Source organism: Streptomyces sp. NPDC097107 (assembly GCF_044762405.1).
Lineage (GTDB): Bacteria > Actinomycetota > Actinomycetes > Streptomycetales > Streptomycetaceae > Streptomyces > Streptomyces thinghirensis.
On the sequence record NZ_JBIWEF010000018.1, the window covers coordinates 26,332 to 44,123 of the forward strand.

At 71.5% G+C, this 17,792-nt stretch carries 20 protein-coding genes and 1 pseudogene; 18 read left to right on the top strand and 3 right to left on the bottom strand.

Annotated elements, in window-relative coordinates; translation table 11 throughout:
* Positions 1-65: 65 nt before the first annotated feature.
* Complete coding sequence (locus ACIQ1J_RS32120) at positions 66-668, bottom strand: hypothetical protein (RefSeq protein ID WP_403562409.1); 603 nt, start codon at positions 666-668, stop codon at positions 66-68.
* 171 nt (positions 669-839) lie between these two features.
* Positions 840-1,733 carry a class I SAM-dependent methyltransferase gene (locus ACIQ1J_RS32125; RefSeq protein WP_403562411.1) on the bottom strand — a complete coding sequence of 298 codons (894 nt, stop codon included), beginning with the start codon at positions 1,731-1,733 and terminating at the stop codon, positions 840-842.
* A 682-nt stretch (positions 1,734-2,415) separates the two neighbouring features.
* On the opposite strand from ACIQ1J_RS32125, the gene ACIQ1J_RS32130 reads away from it, so the two are divergent.
* From ACIQ1J_RS32130 to ACIQ1J_RS32210, 17 genes and pseudogenes are all read left to right on the top strand, one after another.
* Positions 2,416-3,012: a hypothetical protein gene (locus tag ACIQ1J_RS32130; RefSeq protein WP_210960299.1), complete on the top strand. Its 597-nt coding sequence runs from the start codon at positions 2,416-2,418 to the stop codon at positions 3,010-3,012.
* Between the two features lie 222 nt (positions 3,013-3,234).
* A complete protein-coding gene (rpsP, locus tag ACIQ1J_RS32135; RefSeq protein WP_210960300.1) occupies positions 3,235-3,654 on the top strand; it encodes a 30S ribosomal protein S16 in 420 nt (139 codons plus the stop codon).
* Between the two features lie 2 nt (positions 3,655-3,656).
* A complete protein-coding gene (locus tag ACIQ1J_RS32140) occupies positions 3,657-3,896 on the top strand; it encodes an RNA-binding protein (protein ID WP_210960301.1) in 240 nt (79 codons plus the stop codon).
* A gap of 110 nt (positions 3,897-4,006) precedes the next feature.
* Positions 4,007-4,600, top strand: coding sequence for a ribosome maturation factor RimM (gene rimM / locus ACIQ1J_RS32145; RefSeq protein WP_403562414.1), 594 nt, complete (start codon positions 4,007-4,009; stop codon positions 4,598-4,600).
* Entirely contained in the window at positions 4,600-5,433 is an 834-nt protein-coding gene (gene trmD, locus ACIQ1J_RS32150) for a tRNA (guanosine(37)-N1)-methyltransferase TrmD (RefSeq protein WP_403562416.1), read from the top strand. The genes rimM and trmD overlap by 1 nt, the downstream gene beginning before the upstream one ends.
* A 136-nt stretch (positions 5,434-5,569) precedes the next feature.
* The gene (rplS, locus tag ACIQ1J_RS32155; protein ID WP_030041016.1) at positions 5,570-5,920 is read left to right on the top strand and encodes a 50S ribosomal protein L19; all 351 of its coding nucleotides are present in this window, start codon (positions 5,570-5,572) and stop codon (positions 5,918-5,920) included.
* A gap of 45 nt (positions 5,921-5,965) precedes the next feature.
* Entirely contained in the window at positions 5,966-6,718 is a 753-nt protein-coding gene (lepB, locus tag ACIQ1J_RS32160; protein WP_403562419.1) for a signal peptidase I, read from the top strand.
* Positions 6,711-7,790, top strand: a pseudogene (gene lepB / locus ACIQ1J_RS32165) (signal peptidase I); the annotation flags it as partial. The gene lepB (ACIQ1J_RS32160) and the pseudogene lepB (ACIQ1J_RS32165), both read left to right, overlap by 8 nt.
* The gene (gene lepB / locus ACIQ1J_RS32170) at positions 7,684-8,673 is read left to right on the top strand and encodes a signal peptidase I (protein ID WP_403562421.1); all 990 of its coding nucleotides are present in this window, start codon (positions 7,684-7,686) and stop codon (positions 8,671-8,673) included. The pseudogene lepB (ACIQ1J_RS32165) and the gene lepB (ACIQ1J_RS32170), both read left to right, overlap by 107 nt.
* A gap of 105 nt (positions 8,674-8,778) precedes the next feature.
* Positions 8,779-9,555 carry a signal peptidase I gene (gene lepB / locus ACIQ1J_RS32175; RefSeq protein ID WP_403562424.1) on the top strand — a complete coding sequence of 259 codons (777 nt, stop codon included), beginning with the start codon at positions 8,779-8,781 and terminating at the stop codon, positions 9,553-9,555.
* Positions 9,545-10,069: an NUDIX hydrolase gene (locus ACIQ1J_RS32180; RefSeq protein WP_403562426.1), complete on the top strand. Its 525-nt coding sequence runs from the start codon at positions 9,545-9,547 to the stop codon at positions 10,067-10,069. The genes lepB (ACIQ1J_RS32175) and ACIQ1J_RS32180 overlap by 11 nt, the downstream gene beginning before the upstream one ends.
* Before the next feature lie 56 nt (positions 10,070-10,125).
* Entirely contained in the window at positions 10,126-10,434 is a 309-nt protein-coding gene (locus ACIQ1J_RS32185) for a DUF2469 domain-containing protein (protein ID WP_003993268.1), read from the top strand.
* A gap of 128 nt (positions 10,435-10,562) precedes the next feature.
* Entirely contained in the window at positions 10,563-10,925 is a 363-nt protein-coding gene (locus tag ACIQ1J_RS32190; RefSeq protein ID WP_210960309.1) for a YraN family protein, read from the top strand.
* Positions 10,925-12,550, top strand: coding sequence for a YifB family Mg chelatase-like AAA ATPase (locus ACIQ1J_RS32195; RefSeq protein WP_403562428.1), 1,626 nt, complete (start codon positions 10,925-10,927; stop codon positions 12,548-12,550). The genes ACIQ1J_RS32190 and ACIQ1J_RS32195 overlap by 1 nt, the downstream gene beginning before the upstream one ends.
* A gap of 152 nt (positions 12,551-12,702) precedes the next feature.
* Positions 12,703-13,833: a DNA-processing protein DprA gene (gene dprA / locus ACIQ1J_RS32200; RefSeq protein WP_403562524.1), complete on the top strand. Its 1,131-nt coding sequence runs from the start codon at positions 12,703-12,705 to the stop codon at positions 13,831-13,833.
* A 260-nt stretch (positions 13,834-14,093) separates the two neighbouring features.
* On the top strand, positions 14,094-14,936 hold the full coding sequence (gene whiG, locus ACIQ1J_RS32205; RefSeq protein ID WP_210960344.1) for an RNA polymerase sigma factor WhiG: 843 nt from the start codon (positions 14,094-14,096) through the stop codon (positions 14,934-14,936).
* 128 nt (positions 14,937-15,064) lie between these two features.
* Positions 15,065-15,622: a TetR/AcrR family transcriptional regulator gene (locus ACIQ1J_RS32210; protein WP_403562525.1), complete on the top strand. Its 558-nt coding sequence runs from the start codon at positions 15,065-15,067 to the stop codon at positions 15,620-15,622.
* Between the two features lie 116 nt (positions 15,623-15,738).
* On the opposite strand, the gene ACIQ1J_RS32215 is transcribed toward ACIQ1J_RS32210, so the two are convergent.
* Positions 15,739-16,455: a murein hydrolase activator EnvC family protein gene (locus tag ACIQ1J_RS32215; RefSeq protein WP_403562431.1), complete on the bottom strand. Its 717-nt coding sequence runs from the start codon at positions 16,453-16,455 to the stop codon at positions 15,739-15,741.
* 272 nt (positions 16,456-16,727) lie between these two features.
* Here ACIQ1J_RS32215 and rpsB point away from each other — a divergent pair, with 272 nt between their 5' ends.
* A complete protein-coding gene (gene rpsB, locus ACIQ1J_RS32220; RefSeq protein ID WP_403562433.1) occupies positions 16,728-17,672 on the top strand; it encodes a 30S ribosomal protein S2 in 945 nt (314 codons plus the stop codon).
* Positions 17,673-17,792 lie beyond the last annotated feature (120 nt).

A 17,792-nucleotide genomic window follows, 5' to 3' on the forward strand; every position in this document is an offset into this window, starting at 1 on the left:
GCCCGTGCAACGCCCCTCCGGGACCGCTGCTTCCGCCGCTTCTTCTGGTGCTTCTGCCGCTTCTGCTACTTCTGCGGGAACTTCCAGACGTAGGGCTGGCCGTCCTCCTCGGACCAGTGGACCTCGACGCTGGAGGAGTTCGCCGGGATCACGTAGGTCTCGCAGAAGACGTGGCTCTCACCCTGCTTCCAGCTCTCGACGTCGTAAGTGTCCTCGCAACCGGGGGCGTCGTCGGAGGCGCCGATGAGGACGCCGCCGCGCTGTCCGTCGGCGAAGATCGTGGTGCCGTCGTGCACGTCGGAGCCCTCGGTGAGGGCCGGCCCGCTCTTGTGCGTGTACTCGACGTGCGCGACGGCCAGCACCTTGCCCTTGGCGTCCGCGGCGTCCGCCACCGCCTTCGCGGCCTCCGCCTCGGTGCCGACCTCGACCTTCTGCGCCACGACCTCGTAGGTGACCTCGCCGGGGTCCTCCGCGACCTTGCCCGTCGCGCTCTCGCCCGTCGCCAGTTCGCCGCCCGAGGCCGCCCGGGAGGGAGAGGCCGGGGCCTCGGGGCTCGCCGGGCTCTTCGCGTCGGTGTCGGCGTCGTCTCCGCCCCCGCACGCGGTGAGGGCCAGGGCGAGGACGGCGACGGGTGCGGCGACGCGCAGCGCGGTCTTGTGGTGCGGCACTGAAGGCTCCTGTATGCAGATGTGTCAGTTCCCCCGAACGGTGGATCAGGTTAGGAGCCCATGATCCACCAGGCGAAACCGCAGAAGTCCTGATCCGGCTTCTTCACAGAGTTCACACCTGCATCGGAAGAAGTCACTCAGGCTCCGCACACATCCGGTCGGAACCGGTCGTCAGGGAGTCCGGGCGATCAGATACCGGAACACGTTCGGCATCCACACGGTCCCGTCCGGACGCTGGTACGGATGCAGGGCCTCCGACAGCTCCTTGGCGACCTGTTCCTGGTCGGTCGCGGCGATCGCCGCGTCGAACAGCCCGGTCGACAGCAGCCCGCGCGCCGCGCTGCCCGCGTCGCCGTAACCGAAGGGGCACGCCACCCGCCCGGAGCCGTCCGGCCTGAGCCCGGCCCGCTGCGCGACCTCCTCCAGGTCGTCACGCAGGGCGGGGCGCCAGCTGCCCGCGCCGCGCAACGGGTCCGCGAGTCTGGTGGCCACCCGCAGCACCGACGTCGTGGCGCACCGCTCCGGCGGCCCCCACCCGGCCAGCACCACGGCCGCCCCGCGCCCGGCCAGCGGCGTCGCCTGGGCGAGCAGCTCACCCAGCCCCTCCGAGCCGCCCGCGAGGCACCCGATGGGCTCGAAGGCGGTCACCAGGGTGAACGCCGGCGCCGACGGGTCCTCCGCGTCCCGGGGCGTGCCCTCGACGATCCGTGGCGCGTCCGCCCGTGCCGCGTCCGCACGTGCGCGCGTGCCTCGCGACCCGGGCGCGTCGAGCGTCTCGGGAAGCAGGCGCCGCCGCGCCAGGGCCAGTCGTTCCGGTGAGCGGGAGTCGACCCCGGTCACCGCGGCGCCGCGCGAGGCGGCCATCAGCAGGGCCAGCCCGGAGCCGCAGCCCAGCCCCAGCATCCTTGTGCCGCCGCCCACGTCCAGTCGCTCGAAGACGGCCTCGTAGAGCGGTACGAGCATCCGCTCCTGTATCTCGGACCAGTCACGCGCGCGTGCACGCAGGTCCACACGAGGCGTTGTCCCCGCGTGAGATGAGTGCTGCCGCACGAGCGTAGGTGTCATAGGAAAGCGCCCCAATCGACGAGTGTTGCCGCTGTGCCCGGTTCCATGGCCCCCGTGCAGTGCGCTCGCACTTCCCCCGTATGCCAGGAAACTCCGGGCCCGCCGTGGCGTCCAGTGGTAGCGGCGGCCGGTTTGCCCGAGCCGCGCCCCAGTGGCGAGATTTCACTTCCCGGCAACGTGCGCCTGGCCGTGCGGTACTCCCGGTAGCCCCTGCCCGACCGCTGCGACGGATGGCCTGATCGTGACCCTCGGCGATGACAGCGGGTGGCGGCGGTGCAGGCGAGGCGGTTCCGGCCAAGGTCGGCGGGCCCCGCGACCGCCCCGCGGTGACGGTAACGGGCAGGGTGCGGGGCGGTGCCGCACGCCGACGGCACACCCGGTAACGTCGCACCCGTCGATGAGCGCATCGATGGGCCAATCGGGTGGCGCCCTTCCGGCGCGACAGCGACCGAAACGCCCCTTGCGCATCCGCGAGCCCCACGCACCCCGGCGCGTGGACGGGGCCTACGCGCCGGCGCGTACGTCGGACTACGCACCAGCTTGGTATGAGCTGTGAGGCTTCTCCGCAGATCAGCGCACCCGCCCTCGTCGGGACGCATCAGCGGCAACTGACGGGTACGTGCAAATTATTTGAGATGCCCCGGAATAGGAACACAGCGGCACCCCGGCTCGTTGTCATTACGTGAGCACGACACCACCTGTTCTCGCCGCAGAGCTGGCGCAGGCGTGGGCCGACATTCAGCGGCACCACACCGAGCTGCCCGATCTTGCCGCGCCCGAGTCCCTGATCGGAGAGTCGTCGTCCGCGTGCGGGCACGAACTCTCCTTCGAACGACTGCTCCATGAGGCAGTCCACGGCATCGCCGCCGCGCGAGGAGTACGCGACACCTCCCGTGCGGGGCGCTACCACAACCGGCGGTTCCTCGCGATCGCGGAGGAGCTGGGCCTCGACCATCCCGAGGAGCCGCATCCCAGCAGCGGTTTCTCGCTGGTCACGCTCACCCCCGAGGCGAAGCGCCGCTACCGCCCGACGATCGAACGCCTCCAGCGCGCGCTGAAGGCGCACACCGTCGCGACGGCGACCGACACGGCCCGCAGCTTCCGCGGTCCGGCCGCCCGCCACGGCTCCTCCGGTGGAGGGGTGCGCGTAAAGGCCGTCTGCGACTGCGGTCGCAACGTCCGGGTCGTCCCGTCGGTCCTGGCCCAGGCCCCGATCATGTGCGGCGGCTGCGGCAAGCCGTTCCGGATCCCGGAGGTGGTCGGCGCGGCGGCGAGCTGACGGTCCGGCTGCTCGTGGCAGCCGGAACCGGGCGCTCCGCCCTCGGTCCGCCCTCGGTCCGAAGGGCCCGCCCGCGTGTGGCACAATGGCTAGCTGTACTCGACAGTCGCACAGGACCCCTCTCTCCTCCGGCTGACGCGTCCATCGGGCACTCGGGTACCGCAACCCCACGCGGCTCTCTCGCCGTGCCCAATCACGTCAAAACCAGGAGAACCCACTCCAGTGGCAGTCAAGATCAAGCTGAAGCGTCTGGGCAAGATCCGTTCGCCTCACTACCGCATCGTCGTCGCCGACTCCCGTACCCGCCGTGACGGCCGGGCCATCGAGGAGATCGGCAAGTACCACCCGACGTACAACCCGTCGGTGATGGAGGTCGACGCCGAGCGTGTCGCGTACTGGCTGCGTGTCGGCGCCCAGCCGACCGAGCCCGTGCGCGCCATCCTGAAGAAGACCGGCGACTGGCAGAAGTTCAAGGGCGAGCCCGCCCCGGCGCCGCTGCTGCAGCCGGCCGAGAAGTCGGCCCGTCCGTCCTTCGAGGCGATCGGTGGCGACGACGAGGGCAAGGGTGAGGCCATCACCCAGAAGAAGAAGGCCGACAAGAAGGACGAGGCTGCCGCCGAGTCCACGTCGACCGAGGCCTGAGCATGCTCGAGGAGGCTCTCGAGCACCTCGTGAAGGGCATCGTCGACAATCCCGACGATGTGCAGGTTGCCTCGCGCAACCTGCGTCGCGGGCGTGTGCTCGAGGTTCGGGTCCACCCCGATGACCTCGGCAAGGTGATCGGCCGCAACGGCCGCACCGCGCGCGCCCTGCGGACCGTCGTGGGCGCCATCGGCGGCCACGGTGTCCGCGTCGACCTCGTCGACGTGGACCACGTCCGCTGACGCCAAACGCAGCACCGGCTCGGGCCGGGGAGGGCCATTGGGCCGTCCCCGGCCCGTAGTCGTACGAGCCGTGACCGGCTCGTCGCAGTTCCGACAGGAGATCAAGCACAGTGCAGCTGGTAGTCGCGCGCATCGGCCGCGCCCACGGAATCAAGGGCGAGGTCACCGTCGAGGTCCGCACCGACGAGCCGGAGCTGCGGCTCGGCCCCGGTGCCGTACTGGCCACCGACCCCGCCTCCACCGGACCGCTCACCATCGAGACCGGCCGGGTCCACAGCGGCCGCCTCCTGCTGCGGTTCGCCGGCGTCCACGACCGCACCGGAGCCGAGGCGCTGCGCAACACCCTCCTGATCGCCGACGTCGACCCGGACGAGCGGCCCGAGGACGATGACGAGTACTACGACCACCAGCTGATCGACCTCGACGTGGTGACCAAGGACGGCGACGAGGTGGGCCGGATCACCGAGATCTCCCACCTGCCCACGCAGGACCTGTTCGTGGTGGAGCGCCCCGACGGCAGCGAGGTCTACGTGCCGTTCGTCTCCGAGATCGTCACCGAGATCGACCTGGACGGGCAGCGCGCGGTCATCGACCCGCCGCCCGGCCTGATCGACGACCGCGCGGCCCGCGACGAAGTCGCTGATGGACACAGCGCTTCCGCGCGGGACGCCGCCGCCCAGGACGCCGCCGGGGAAGAGGCGTGATGCGGCTCGACGTCGTCACGATCTTCCCCGAGTACCTGGAACCACTGAATGTCTCCCTGGTCGGCAAGGCACGCGCGCGCGGGCAGCTCGACGTCCACGTGCACGACCTCCGCTCCTGGACCTACGACCGGCACAACACCGTCGACGACACCCCGTACGGCGGCGGGCCCGGCATGGTGATGAAGACCGAGCCGTGGGGCGACGCCCTGGACTCCGTCCTGGCCGACGGCTACGAGACGGGCTGCGGCGAGCCCGCCCTGATCGTGCCCACGCCCAGCGGCCGGCCCTTCACCCAGGAACTCGCCGTCCACCTCTCCGAGCGGCCCTGGCTGATCTTCACGCCCGCCCGTTACGAGGGCATCGACCGCCGCGTCGTCGACGAGTACGCGACCCGGATGCCCGTGTACGAGGTGTCCATCGGCGACTACGTCCTCGCCGGCGGCGAGGCGGCCGTGCTCGTCGTCACCGAGGCCGTGGCACGGCTGCTGCCCGGCGTCCTCGGGAACGCCGAGTCCCACCGGGACGACTCCTTCGCCCCCGGCGCCATGGCAAGCCTGCTGGAGGGCCCTGTCCACACCAAGCCGCCGCAGTGGCGCGGCCGCGGCATCCCGGACGTGCTGCTCAGCGGCCACCACGGGAAGATCGCCCGTTGGCGCCGCGACGAGGCCCTGCGGCGCACGACCGCCAACCGGCCCGACCTGATCGAGCGGTGCGACCCCAAGGCCTTCGACAAGAAGGACCGCGAGATGCTCTCCATCCTGGGCTGGGAACCCGACCCGGACGGGGCGCCGTACGGCCGATTTTGGCGCAGGACGCCGGGCATGGAAGAATAGGGCGCTGTTGTGCGTCCGTCCGGAGCGCGCCCCTGCCACAGGGGGAGACGACGCCCGTCCCGACCCGCACGACCCTGATTCCGAAACACCTAGTTTCCGTTGATGACCTGTGGCATCAGCGAGGAAAGCAGACGAAATGTCTCACCTGCTCGACTCCGTCGACTCCGCGTCGCTGCGCAGCGACGTCCCGGCCTTCCGCCCCGGCGACACCGTCAACGTCCACGTCCGCGTCATCGAGGGCAACCGCTCCCGTGTGCAGCAGTTCAAGGGCGTAGTCATCCGCCGCCAGGGCGCCGGCGTGCGCGAGACCTTCACGGTCCGCAAGGTCTCCTTCTCCGTCGGCGTCGAGCGCACCTTCCCGGTGCACACCCCGATCGTGGAGAAGATCGAGCTCGTCACCCGCGGTGACGTCCGTCGCGCCAAGCTGTACTACCTGCGCGAGCTGCGCGGCAAGGCGGCGAAGATCAAGGAGAAGCGCGACAACTGAGCGCCCTCCGAGGTCCACACCGGGGCCGGATAACATCTGGCCCCGATGGACACCGAAGCACAGCCCACGGAGCGCGACCGCTCCTCCCGCCCTTCCGACTCCGAGCAGCCCTCGGATCCGCAGGGCCCGGAGGAACGGTCGCGTTCCGCGTTGGCGGGGCGGATCACGGACTGGGTGCCGGGCGGCCGGATCACCGTGACCCTCCTGACTCTGCTGCTGTTCCTGCTGCTCCTCAGCACCTTCGTGCTACAGCCGTTCCAGATCCCCAGCGGATCCATGGAGCGCGGATTGAGGATCGGTGACCGGGTTCTCGTAAACAAGTTGGCGTACCGTTTCGGGGACCGGCCGCAGCGGGGCGACATCGTCGTCTTCGACGGCACCGGGCTCTTCGGGCACGGCGACTACATCAAACGCGTTGTCGGTGTGGGCGGGGACCACGTGGTGTGCTGCGACAGGGAGGGGAGGGTCCAGGTGAACGGCCAGTCGGTCGACGAGTCGGCCTTCCTGTACCCCGGCGACCGCCCGTCCACGGTGCGCTTCGACGTCGTCGTCCCCGACGGCACCCTGTTCGTCCTCGGCGACCACCGGGCCGACTCCAGCGACTCCCGCGACCATCTGGGCTCCCCGGGCGGCGGCATGGTCCCGGTGGACGAGGTGATCGGCCGCGCCGACTGGATCGCCTGGCCCTTCGACCACGCCACCCACCTCGACCCCCCGGACGCCTACGCGCGCGTGCCGGACGCGGAGGCGGGGGAACCGGCCGGTGAGACACGTCGGTCGGAGGGGGCCGATGGGTAGCCGGGGGAAACCGCGCGGGGCGCCCAGCAGCCCCACGGAGAATCTGCTGCCCACCGGCTCGCGGCGCACTTCCCCGCCGTCCGGCGGCCGGTCCCGTGCCGAGCGGCGCAAGCTGCAGCGCAAGGTCAAACGCCGACGCAGGCGCGGCGCGGTCAAGGAGGTACCCCTTCTCGTCGGTGTCGCCGTCCTGATAGCGCTGGTGCTGAAGACCTTCCTCGTCCAGGCGTTCGTGATCCCGTCGGGCTCCATGGAGCAGACGATCCAGATCGGTGACCGGGTCCTGGTGGACAAGCTGACTCCCTGGTTCGGATCCGAGCCGCAGCGCGGGGACGTCGTCGTCTTCCGCGACCCCGGTGGCTGGCTGCAGGGCGAGCAGACGGCCAAGAAGGACGACCCCGTCGTCATCAAGCAGGTCAAGGAAGGCCTCGCCTTCATCGGCCTGCTGCCGTCCGACGACGAGAAGGACCTCATCAAGCGAGTCGTCGGCGTGGGCGGGGACCGGGTCAAGTGCTGTGACACCCGGGGACGCGTCACGGTCAACGGCGTTCCACTGAACGAGAACTACCTCTATCCGGGAGACTCCCCGTCCAAGGCGCCGTTCGACGTCACGGTCCCCGAGGGACGGCTGTGGGTGATGGGCGACCACCGGTCCAACTCCGCCGACTCCCGCGCCCACCAGGAGACCGACTCCGGGACCGTCTCCGAGGACGAGGTGGTGGGGCGGGCCATGGTGATCGCCTGGCCGTTCGGCCACTGGACCACCCTGGACGAGCCGAAAACGTATGCGTCCGTGTCCGACTCGGCCTCCGGTTCGACCGCCGCTCCCCGGCTGTCGCATAGGGTTGCCCCTGACGGTCCGAACGCGATGATTCAGCTCCCGACCCCTGCGGAACTCCCGCTCGTTATGGGAGTGGTGGGCCTGCGCCGTGTACGGGGCAGGCGGTGGCAGAGAGTAAGGAGTTGGCGTGGGGGATGTGGCGGTTGGCGCACGGTCCGGACACGACGGCGAGGAGAACCGCGGACACCCCGTGGAGGCAGCCGGCCCGGTCGCGGACGGCGCCCCGGCCTCCGGGCACGACTCCGGGACCGAGGACGGCAGGGTGACGGACGAACACGGCGGGACCCAGGACGAGGGAGTGGGCGGGACGCCCCCGGCGGCGCCCCCCGCGGCCAAGAAGCAGCGCTCCTTCTGGAAGGAACTGCCGATCCTGATCGGCATCGCGCTGGTGCTCGCGCTGCTGATCAAGACGTTCCTGGTCCAGGCGTTCTCGATCCCGTCCGCCTCGATGCAGAACACGCTCACGATCAATGACCGTGTCCTCGTCGACAAGCTCACCCCCTGGTTCGGCTCGGAGCCCGAGCGCGGCGAGATCGTCGTCTTCCACGACCCGGACGACTGGCTCGCGGGCGAGCCGACGCCCGACCCGAACGCGTTGCAGACGGTCCTCAGCTGGATCGGCCTGATGCCGTCCGCGGACGAGAAGGATCTGATCAAGCGCGTCATCGGGGTCGGCGGCGACACGGTCGAGTGCAACGAGACCGGGCCCCTCAAGGTCAACGGCAAGGCGCTCAACGAGCCGTACGTCTACCCCGGCAACACGCCGTGCAGCGTCGACGACCAGGGCGGCCAGTTCAAGGTCGAGGTTCCCGAGGGCTCCATCTGGGTCATGGGCGACCACCGGCAGAACTCCCGGGACTCCCGCTACAACCAGTCGGACAGCCACGGCGGCATGGTTCCGGTCAAGGAGGTCGTCGGCCGCGCCATCGTGATCGCCTGGCCGATGAACCGCTGGGACACCCTGCCGGTCCCGGACACCTTCGACCAGGACGGTCTGCAGGCCCAGTCGTCGGCCGCCGCCGCGCTGTCGGTCGCGCCCCAGGGCCTGGCCCTCGCCGGAGTCGTCCCGGTCGTCTGGTGGCGCCGCAGGCGCATGGCCCCCGCCGACACCCGCTGAGCCGCCCGGCCCCTCGCCGTACGTCCGTCAGGCAGTTCCGGCAGCCCCTCCCGGGCCCCGGGAGGGGCTGCCCCGTTCGGGTACCGCCGGGTAAGGTGCGGATCCATGGGTGGCGAGAGCACGACACGTACGGTCCCGCGGGGTGGCGGCACGAACAAGGGCCCGGTGGGCAGCCGGACCGGGCAGCGGCTGTCCGGGCTCGCCGTGGCGCTGGGCCTGGTGCTGTTCCTCGGCGGCTTCGTCTGGGGAGCGGTGGTCTACCGCCCCTACACCGTGCCGACCAGTTCGATGACGCCGACGATCGACGCCGGTGACCGGGTGCTCGCGCAGCGCATCGACGGCACCGACGTCCGCCGCGGCGATGTCGTCGTCTTCAAGGACACGACCTGGGCCAACGCCCCGATGGTCAAGCGCGTGGTCGCGGTCGGCGGGGACACCGTCGCCTGCTGCCAGGAGGGCAAGCTCAAGGTCAACGGCAAGGTCGTCGACGAGCCGTACCTGTCCGATGGCACGCCGGCCGAGATCAGCGACTTCCCGGCCGTGACCGTCCCCGAGGGCCGCCTGTTCCTGCTCGGCGACGAGCGGGACAACTCCGTGGACTCCACCGCCCACCTCACCGACGCGGCCGGCGGCACCGTGTCGCGCGGTGCCGTGGACGCCCGCGTCGACGCCGTGGTCTGGCCCGTGAACGGCATGCTGGAGCGGCCGACCGGCTTCGAGGCGCTGGGTGGCCTGTCCTCGCCGGGCCCGCTGCGGACGGTCGTCGCGCTGGTGATCGCCGGCGCCGGGCTGATCCTCGTCGGCGCCGCCTACGGCCCCTTCGCCAAGCGCGCCGCGGCCGCCCGCGTCCGGACCGGAACGGGGCCCACCGGTGCCCGCTGAGGCGACCCGGGCCGGGCAGGACTCCTACGAGGGCGGGCTGCGCAGGGTGGCCCGGGTGGTGCTGCTCGACCCCGAGGACCGCATCCTGCTGCTGCACGGGCACGAACCGGACGATCCGGCCGACGACTGGTGGTTCACCCCGGGCGGCGGCGTGGAGGGCGACGAGACCCGTGAGGAGGCCGCACGGCGGGAGCTCGCCGAGGAGACCGGCATCACCGAAATCGAGCTCGGCCCGGTGCTGTGGCGGCGCAGGTGCTCCTTCCCCTTCGCGGGCCGCCGCTGGGACCAGGACGAGTGGTACTACCTGGCCCGTACGACCCAGACCGCGACCGAGGCCGTGGGGCTGACCGAACTCGAGCGGCGCAGCGTCGCCGGAGCGCGCTGGTGGACGTGTCGGGAACTGACCCGGGCACGTGAGACGGTGTATCCGACCAGACTCGCCGAGCTGCTGCGCAAGCTGCTCGACGAAGGTCCCCCCGCCGGACCGGTGACCCTGGACACCGAAATCGTCTAGGGGCTCACGGGACGGGCGCACAATGGTGGGACCGCACGGCTGAAGGGGAACATGCCATGAGCGCCGAGGACCTCGAGAAGTACGAGACCGAAATGGAGCTCAAGCTCTACCGGGAGTACCGCGACGTCGTCGGTCTGTTCAAATACGTGATCGAGACCGAGCGGCGCTTCTACCTCACCAATGATTACGAGATGCAGGTGCACTCGGTCCAGGGTGAGGTGTTCTTCGAGGTATCCATGGCCGACGCCTGGGTGTGGGACATGTACCGGCCGGCCCGGTTCGTGAAGCAGGTGCGGGTGTTGACGTTCAAGGACGTGAACATCGAGGAGCTGAACAAGAGCGATCTGGAGCTTCCGAGCGGCTGAGACTCGGCAAGAGATCGGTAGGCGTCACTCGTGTGGGTGACAAGGTTGTCCACAGTCGCCTGACCGTCCACCAAGATCCAAAAGCTCGCTGAGTCCGCCTCATCGTTGGCACCGGAGGTGGTGCCGACATGAACGCACGAGGTGCGCTGGGCAAGTACGGCGAGACACTCGCCGCCCGCAGGCTGACCGGGACCGGCATGACGGTCCTGGAGCGCAACTGGCGCTGCGGCAGGACCGGCGAGATCGACATCGTGGCCCTGGACGGTGACGTCCTGGTGGTCTGCGAGGTCAAGACGCGCAGGGGCTGCTCCTTCGAACACCCGATGGCCGCGGTGACCCCCGAGAAGGCGGAGCGGCTGCGGCGGCTCGCCGAGCGCTGGATCCAGACCCACGGAGGGGCTCCGCCCGGCGGAGTCCGCATCGACCTGGTCGGTGTCCTCCTCCCGCGGCGCGGTGCCCCCGCGGTCGAGCACGCGCGGGGGGTGGCGTGATGGGGTTCGCGCGTACGTGCTCCGTGGCGCTCGTCGGCGTCGAGGGCGTGGTGGTCGAGGTCCAGGCCGACCTCGAACCAGGTGTCGCGGCGTTCACGCTGGTCGGGCTGCCGGACAAGAGCCTGACCGAGAGCCGGGACCGGGTACGGGCCGCTGTGGTCAACTCGGGCGCCGAGTGGCCGCAGAAGAAGCTGACGGTCGGCCTCAGCCCCGCGTCGGTGCCGAAGAGCGGCAGTGGATTCGACCTCGCCGTCGCAGCCGCGGTCCTCGGCGCTGCCGAGCGCATCGATCCCCGCGTGCTCGCCGACATCCTGATGATCGGGGAGCTGGGCCTGGACGGACGGGTGCGGCCTGTGCGGGGCATCCTGCCGGCGGTCCTGGCCGCGGCGGAGGCCGGCTACGAACAGGTGGTCGTCCCTGAGTGCGCCGCCGCCGAGGCGTCCCTGGTGCCCGGAGTGTCGGTGCTCGGCGTACGCAGCCTGCGCCAGCTGATCGCCGTCCTCGCCGACGAGCCCGTGCCGGAGGAGGAACCGGACCACCAGGGTCGGCCCGACCCGCTCCTCGCAGGCCTGCGCATGCCCGGCACGGGAGCCGCCACCGGAATGCACGGCATGGGAACGGCGCAGTACGACCACGGTCACGACCTCGCCGACGTCGTGGGCCAGGAGGCGGCGCGCACGGCGGTGGCGGTCGCCGCCGCCGGTGGTCATCACCTGTTCCTGGAGGGGCCGCCCGGTGCCGGGAAGACCATGCTCGCCGAGCGCCTGCCCGCCGTCCTGCCCCGGCTCCGCCGGGAGGAGTCGCTGGAGGTCACCGCGGTGCACTCGGTGGCGGGTCTGCTGCCGCCCGGTAAACCCCTGATCGACGCGGCCCCCTACTGCGCGCCGCACCACTCCGCCACGATGCAGGCCCTCGTCGGGGGCGGCCCCGGAATCGGGCGGCCCGGAGCCGTCTCGCTGGCACATCGCGGCGTCCTGTTCCTGGACGAGACGCCCGAGTTCAGCAGCCACGCGCTCGACGCCCTGCGCCAGCCGCTGGAGGCCGGGCACGTCGTCATCGCGCGGAGCGCGGGCGTGGTGCGGTTCCCGGCACGGTTCCTGATGGTGCTCGCGGCCAATCCCTGCCCGTGCGGACGGTTCTCGCAGAAGGAGGACCTGTGCGAGTGCTCGCCCTCGGCGATCCGCCGATACCAGGCCAGGCTGTCCGGTCCACTGCTCGACCGGGTCGACCTCCGGGTCGAGGTGGAGCGGATCACGCGCAGCCAACTGGCGGGGGCCGGCCCCCGAGGAGACACGACCGCGACGGTCGCCGACCGGGTGCGGGCCGCCCGGTCCCGGGCGGCCGCGCGTCTCGCGGGCACCCCTTGGCGGTCCAACAGCGAGGTGCCCGGACGGGAGCTGCGCAGCCGCTGGTACGCGGCGCCCGGGGCGCTGGACGACGCGGAACGCAGCCTGGAACGGGGCGTGCTCACCGCCCGCGGCCTCGACCGGGTCCTGCGCGTCGCCTGGACCGTTGCGGATCTCGTCGGCCACGACCGACCGGACGTGAGGGACGTCGCCCTGGCGCTGCAACTGCGCACGGGGGTGCCGAGGGGCGTCCCGATGGCGCTCGGAGCGCTGACGTGACCGGGGATGGCGCCGTGAACGGGGGCAGTGCCACGACCGGGGGTGGAGCCGTCGCCGGTCATGGCGGGGACGGCCACGTCGCCAAGGGTGGTGACGGGGTTGCGGACGATGTCGTGATCTGGGAAGACGCCGATGCGGCGGGCGACGACGAGATGCTCGGCCGGGTCTTTCTCACCCGCGTCATCGAGCCCGGCGACGAGACCGGTGGACGGTGGGTGCGGGAGCGCGGCGTCGCGGACGTGGTGCGGCGGCTGCGCGCGGGCGGGCGTGCCCTCCCGGGGGTGAGCGAGAAACGGTGGGCCGGCCTGTGTGCCAGGGCGAGCCGGGCCGAGCCGCGAGGGGACCTCGCCGTCGCCAGGGCGGCGGGGGTGCGGTTCGTGGCACCCGGGGCGGCCGAGTGGCCGCGGCAGCTCGACGACCTCGGCGACGCCAGGCCCCTCGGATTGTGGGTGCGCGGCAGGCCCGGTCTGCGCATGTGGGCGCTGAGGTCGGTGGCCGTCGTCGGAGCCCGCGCCTGCACCGAGTACGGCGCCCACATGGCGGCCACCCTCGCCGCAGGGCTCGCCGAACGCGGCTGGGTCGTGGTGTCCGGCGGCGCCTACGGGGTCGACGGCGCCGCCCACCGGGGCGCCCTCGGCGCGGGCGGCGCCACCGCCGCGGTCCTCGCCTGCGGCGTCGACCGCCCCTACCCGCCGGGGCACACGGGGCTGATCACCAGAATCGCGGAACAGGGACTGGTCATCGGGGAGCTGCCACCGGGCGATCATCCGACGCCCAGCAGGTTCATCCTGCGCAACCGTGTGATCGCCGCACTCACCCGGGGCACGGTGGTCGTCGAGGCCGCCTACCGCAGCGGCTCGCTGGTCACGGCCCGGGCGGCCCAGCGCCTCGGCCGGCACACGATGGGCGTACCGGGGCCGGCCACCAGCGCGCTGTCGGCGGGGGTGCACGAGTTGCTGCGCGGCGACGCGGTCCTCGTCAGTGACGCCGCCGAGGTCGTGGAACTGGTCGGCGACATGGGTGAGCTGCCCCCGGACAGGCGCGGGCCGGTGCTCCCCACCGACCTGCTGGAACCCCGCACCCGCCAGGTGCTGGCCGGGCTACCCGCACGTGGAGCGGCAGGAGCGGACGAGGTGGCGCGGCGCGCACAGACCACGCAGGACGACGCGATCGCGAGACTGTACGAGCTTCGAGCGCTTGGTTACGTCGAACGACACGGCGACGGCTGGAAGTTGACACGCCAGGCGATGATCTCGGTCCGCGGTGGCCGGAGCCCGTGTTGACCCAGTGTGTTCGGCCGTCCGGGGGAACCCCGACGCCCTTGGGAATTCTGGCAGTTGGGGTACCCGAGTGATCACGCGGAGCGATCACCGTCCCCCCAGGAGAGCGTTCAGCGGAACGTATCTGCGTACGGGCCCGCCCCGCTCTTCGCGCACCGCGACTGCCCAGTCACGCTACGCTCACGAGGACCCCCACGCAGGCAGCAGACCGGCGGCCTCACCCAGGCACACCAACATCACGGCAGAACGGCACAAGGCGACGAATGCCCCAGCACACCTCCGGGTCCGACCGGGCGGCGATCCCCCCAGCCGCCCGCGACGGTGGCAGCGTGCGACCGCCCGCCCCCTCGACGCTCGACGAGCTGTGGCGGTCGTACAAGGCGACGGGGGACGAGCGGCTGCGGGAACAGCTGATCCTGCACTACTCGCCCCTCGTGAAATACGTGGCGGGCCGGGTGAGCGTGGGACTGCCGCCCAACGTCGAACAGGCCGACTTCGTCTCCTCGGGGGTGTTCGGACTGATCGACGCGATCGAGAAGTTCGACGTCGACCGGGAGATCAAGTTCGAGACCTACGCGATCACCCGGATCCGGGGCGCGATGATCGACGAGCTGCGGGCGCTGGACTGGATCCCGCGGTCGGTCCGGCAGAAGGCGCGGAACGTGGAGCGTGCGTACGCGACGCTGGAGGCACGGCTGCGCCGCACCCCGTCGGAGAGCGAAGTGGCCGTCGAGATGGGGATCGCGGTGGAGGACCTCCACGCGGTCTTCAGCCAGTTGTCGCTGGCCAACGTGGTGGCGCTGGAGGAACTGCTGCACGCCGGAGGTGAGGGCGGGGACCGGCTGAGCCTCATGGACACGCTGGAGGACACCGCCGCCGACAACCCGGTGGAGGTCGCCGAGGACCGGGAACTGCGACGGTTCCTGGCGCGGGCGATCAACACGCTCCCGGAGCGGGAGAAGACCGTCGTCACCCTGTACTACTACGAAGGGCTCACGCTCGCCGAGATCGGGAACGTGCTGGGCGTGACGGAGAGCCGGGTCAGCCAGATCCACACCAAGTCGGTGTTGCAACTGCGCGCCAAGCTGGCAAGCTTTGGTCGCTGACCTGGCCTTATGGCATGCGAACGACTCCTTCGGTGACCCTGTCGGCGGTCGTGCGGTCGAGTGAGTGACTCCCGTACCGGGTGGCGCGTCCGTAAAGTGGTGACGTGCCAAGGATTCGAGCGGCCTCCGTGGCCGAGCACCGGTCGATGCAGCGTGCCGCCCTGCTGGACGCGGCACGCTCCCTGCTGTCCGACGGCGGAACGGAGGCGCTGACCTTCCCCGCCCTCGCCGAACGGACGGGCCTGGCCAGGTCCTCCGTCTACGAGTACTTCCGGTCGCGAGCGGCGGTCGTCGAGGAGCTCTGCGCCGTCGACTTCCCGGTCTGGGCCGCGGAGGTCGAGTCGGCGATGGAACGCGCGACGGCTCCCGAGGCCAAGGTCGAGGCGTATGTGCGCACACAGCTCGACCTCGTCGGGAACCGGCGGCACCGCGCCGTCGTGGCCATCTCCGCGAGCGAGCTCGACGCCGGTGCGCGGGAGAAGATCCGGGCGGCGCACGGCGGCCTGATCGCGATGATCGTCGAGGCGCTCGGGGAGATGGGGCACGGGCAGCCGCGGCTGGCGGCGATGCTGCTGCAGGGGGTCGTGGACGCGGCCGTGCGGCGGATCGAGCTGGGGGCGGCGGAGGAGCCGGCGGCGATCACGGAGGCGGCGGTCTCCATGGCGTTGCGGGGCGTGCGGGGCTGATCGCCGGGGCGGTCGAGAACCTCGGGGGCCATCGGGGCGTGGCCCCTCGGTAACGGAACGGGTGCGCGGCCCGGCGTCACGGGGGTGCCACTCGTGTCCGCCCCTGTCCGCCCCTGTCACCCAGCCGCCCCTGTCACTCCCGTCACCCCTGTGACCCAGCCACCTCTGCCGCGAGCCACCTCTGCGGCGCTTGCGGCGCGACCGCCCGCAGCCCCTGGAAACGGGACTCCCAGGACCGGCAGCAGCCTCGACGGGCCCCCGTCGAGCAGCCACGGTGGGAGCAGGGCCAGCGGGTCGAGGTAGGCGTCGCCCCGAAGCAGGCCCCAGTGCAGGCAGGCCGCGCAGTGGGAGCCCGTCGGCCGCACCGTGCCGAGTACCTCGCCCGCCGCGACCTCGTCCCCCTTCTTCACCGAGACCTCGACCGGCTCGTACGTCGTCCGCAGAGGTGGATCACCCGTGCCCGTGAGTTCCAGCGAGACGACGCCCCTGCCCGCCACCCGCCCCGCGAACGACACCCGTCCCGCCGCCACCGCCCGTACCGGCGTCCCGTCCACCGCGGCGAGGTCCACGCCGCGGTGGCCGGGGCCGTACGGCGTCGCCGGAGGCTCCCAGCCCCGCAGGACCGCGGGCCGGGCGCCGACCGGCCAGAGGCGGGCCACGGCCGGCACCGCCGGATCCGGGACCCGACCGGCGTCCGTGGCCGTGGCCGTCGCCGTCGCCGCCGTCGGAGGTACCGCCGCCGCCGCCGTCGCCGGCAACGGCGCCCCCCTGGCCAGGGCCGTCAGCAGCAGCACCACCCACGTACACGCACCCGCACATCGCCTCGCTCGCATGGAGGAACCGTCCCGCACCAGGGACGATCGCCGTCCGATCCTGTGGAGCGCTTCCCACTTGTGGACAGCCGCGTCACCCGGTACCCCGCGGGTCCCGTACACTTCTGATGGCGATCCGGGTCACCGGGTCGACTTCGCACGCCCCGACACGACGCCGCCCAAGGCTCGTGTCAGCGCCCCTCGGTCCCCAGTGGCACGGCGCATCGCGGGCGTCAGGCGCGGGAGCCGTCCGGCTTCCGCGGCACAACCGAGAAACTCGAGGAGATACGGCCATGGCCGTCGTCACGATGCGGGAGCTGCTGGAAAGCGGCGTCCACTTCGGTCACCAGACCCGTCGTTGGAACCCGAAGATGAAGCGATTCATCTTCACGGAGCGCAACGGCATCTACATCATCGACCTGCTCCAGTCGCTGTCGTACATCGACCGCGCCTACGAGTTCGTCAAGGAGACCGTCGCCCACGGCGGCACGGTCATGTTCGTCGGCACGAAGAAGCAGGCGCAGGAGGCCATCGCCGAGCAGGCCACCCGAGTCGGCATGCCCTACGTCAACCAGCGCTGGCTGGGCGGCATGCTCACCAACTTCTCGACCGTCTACAAGCGCCTGCAGCGCCTGAAGGAGCTCGAGCAGATCGACTTCGAGGACGTGGCCGCCTCCGGCCTCACCAAGAAGGAGCTGCTGGTCCTCTCCCGCGAGAAGGCCAAGCTGGAGAAGACCCTCGGTGGTATCCGCGAGATGTCCAAGGTGCCCAGCGCCGTCTGGATCGTGGACACCAAGAAGGAGCACATCGCGGTCGGCGAGGCCCGGAAGCTCAACATCCCGGTCGTCGCCATCCTCGACACCAACTGCGACCCCGACGAGGTCGACTACAAGATCCCGGGCAACGACGACGCGATCCGCTCCGTCACCCTGCTCACCCGCGTGATCGCCGACGCCGTCGCCGAGGGCCTCATCGCCCGCTCCGGTGCCGCTGCCGGCGACAAGGGTGACAAGGCCGCCGGCGAGCCGCTCGCCGCGTGGGAGCGCGACCTGCTCGAGGGCGAGAAGGCCGAGAAGAAGGCCGACGCCGAGACCGCCGAGGCTCCGGCTGCCGAGGCCGCCCCCGCCGCCGAGGCCCCCGCCGCCGAGGCCCCTGCTGCCGAGGCTGCGGCCACCGAGGCCCCGGCCGAGGAGGCGCCCGCCGCCGAGGCTCCGGCCGCCGAGGGCGAGCAGGCCTGACCGTCCCGTCGGCGTCGACGGCGGGAGCGGTGACATGAGATCCGCTCCCGCCGTTCACCCGTAGGCCGGTGGAGGGACACGGACCTGCAGCTCCATGTAGGTCCGTGTTCCCGCAAGATC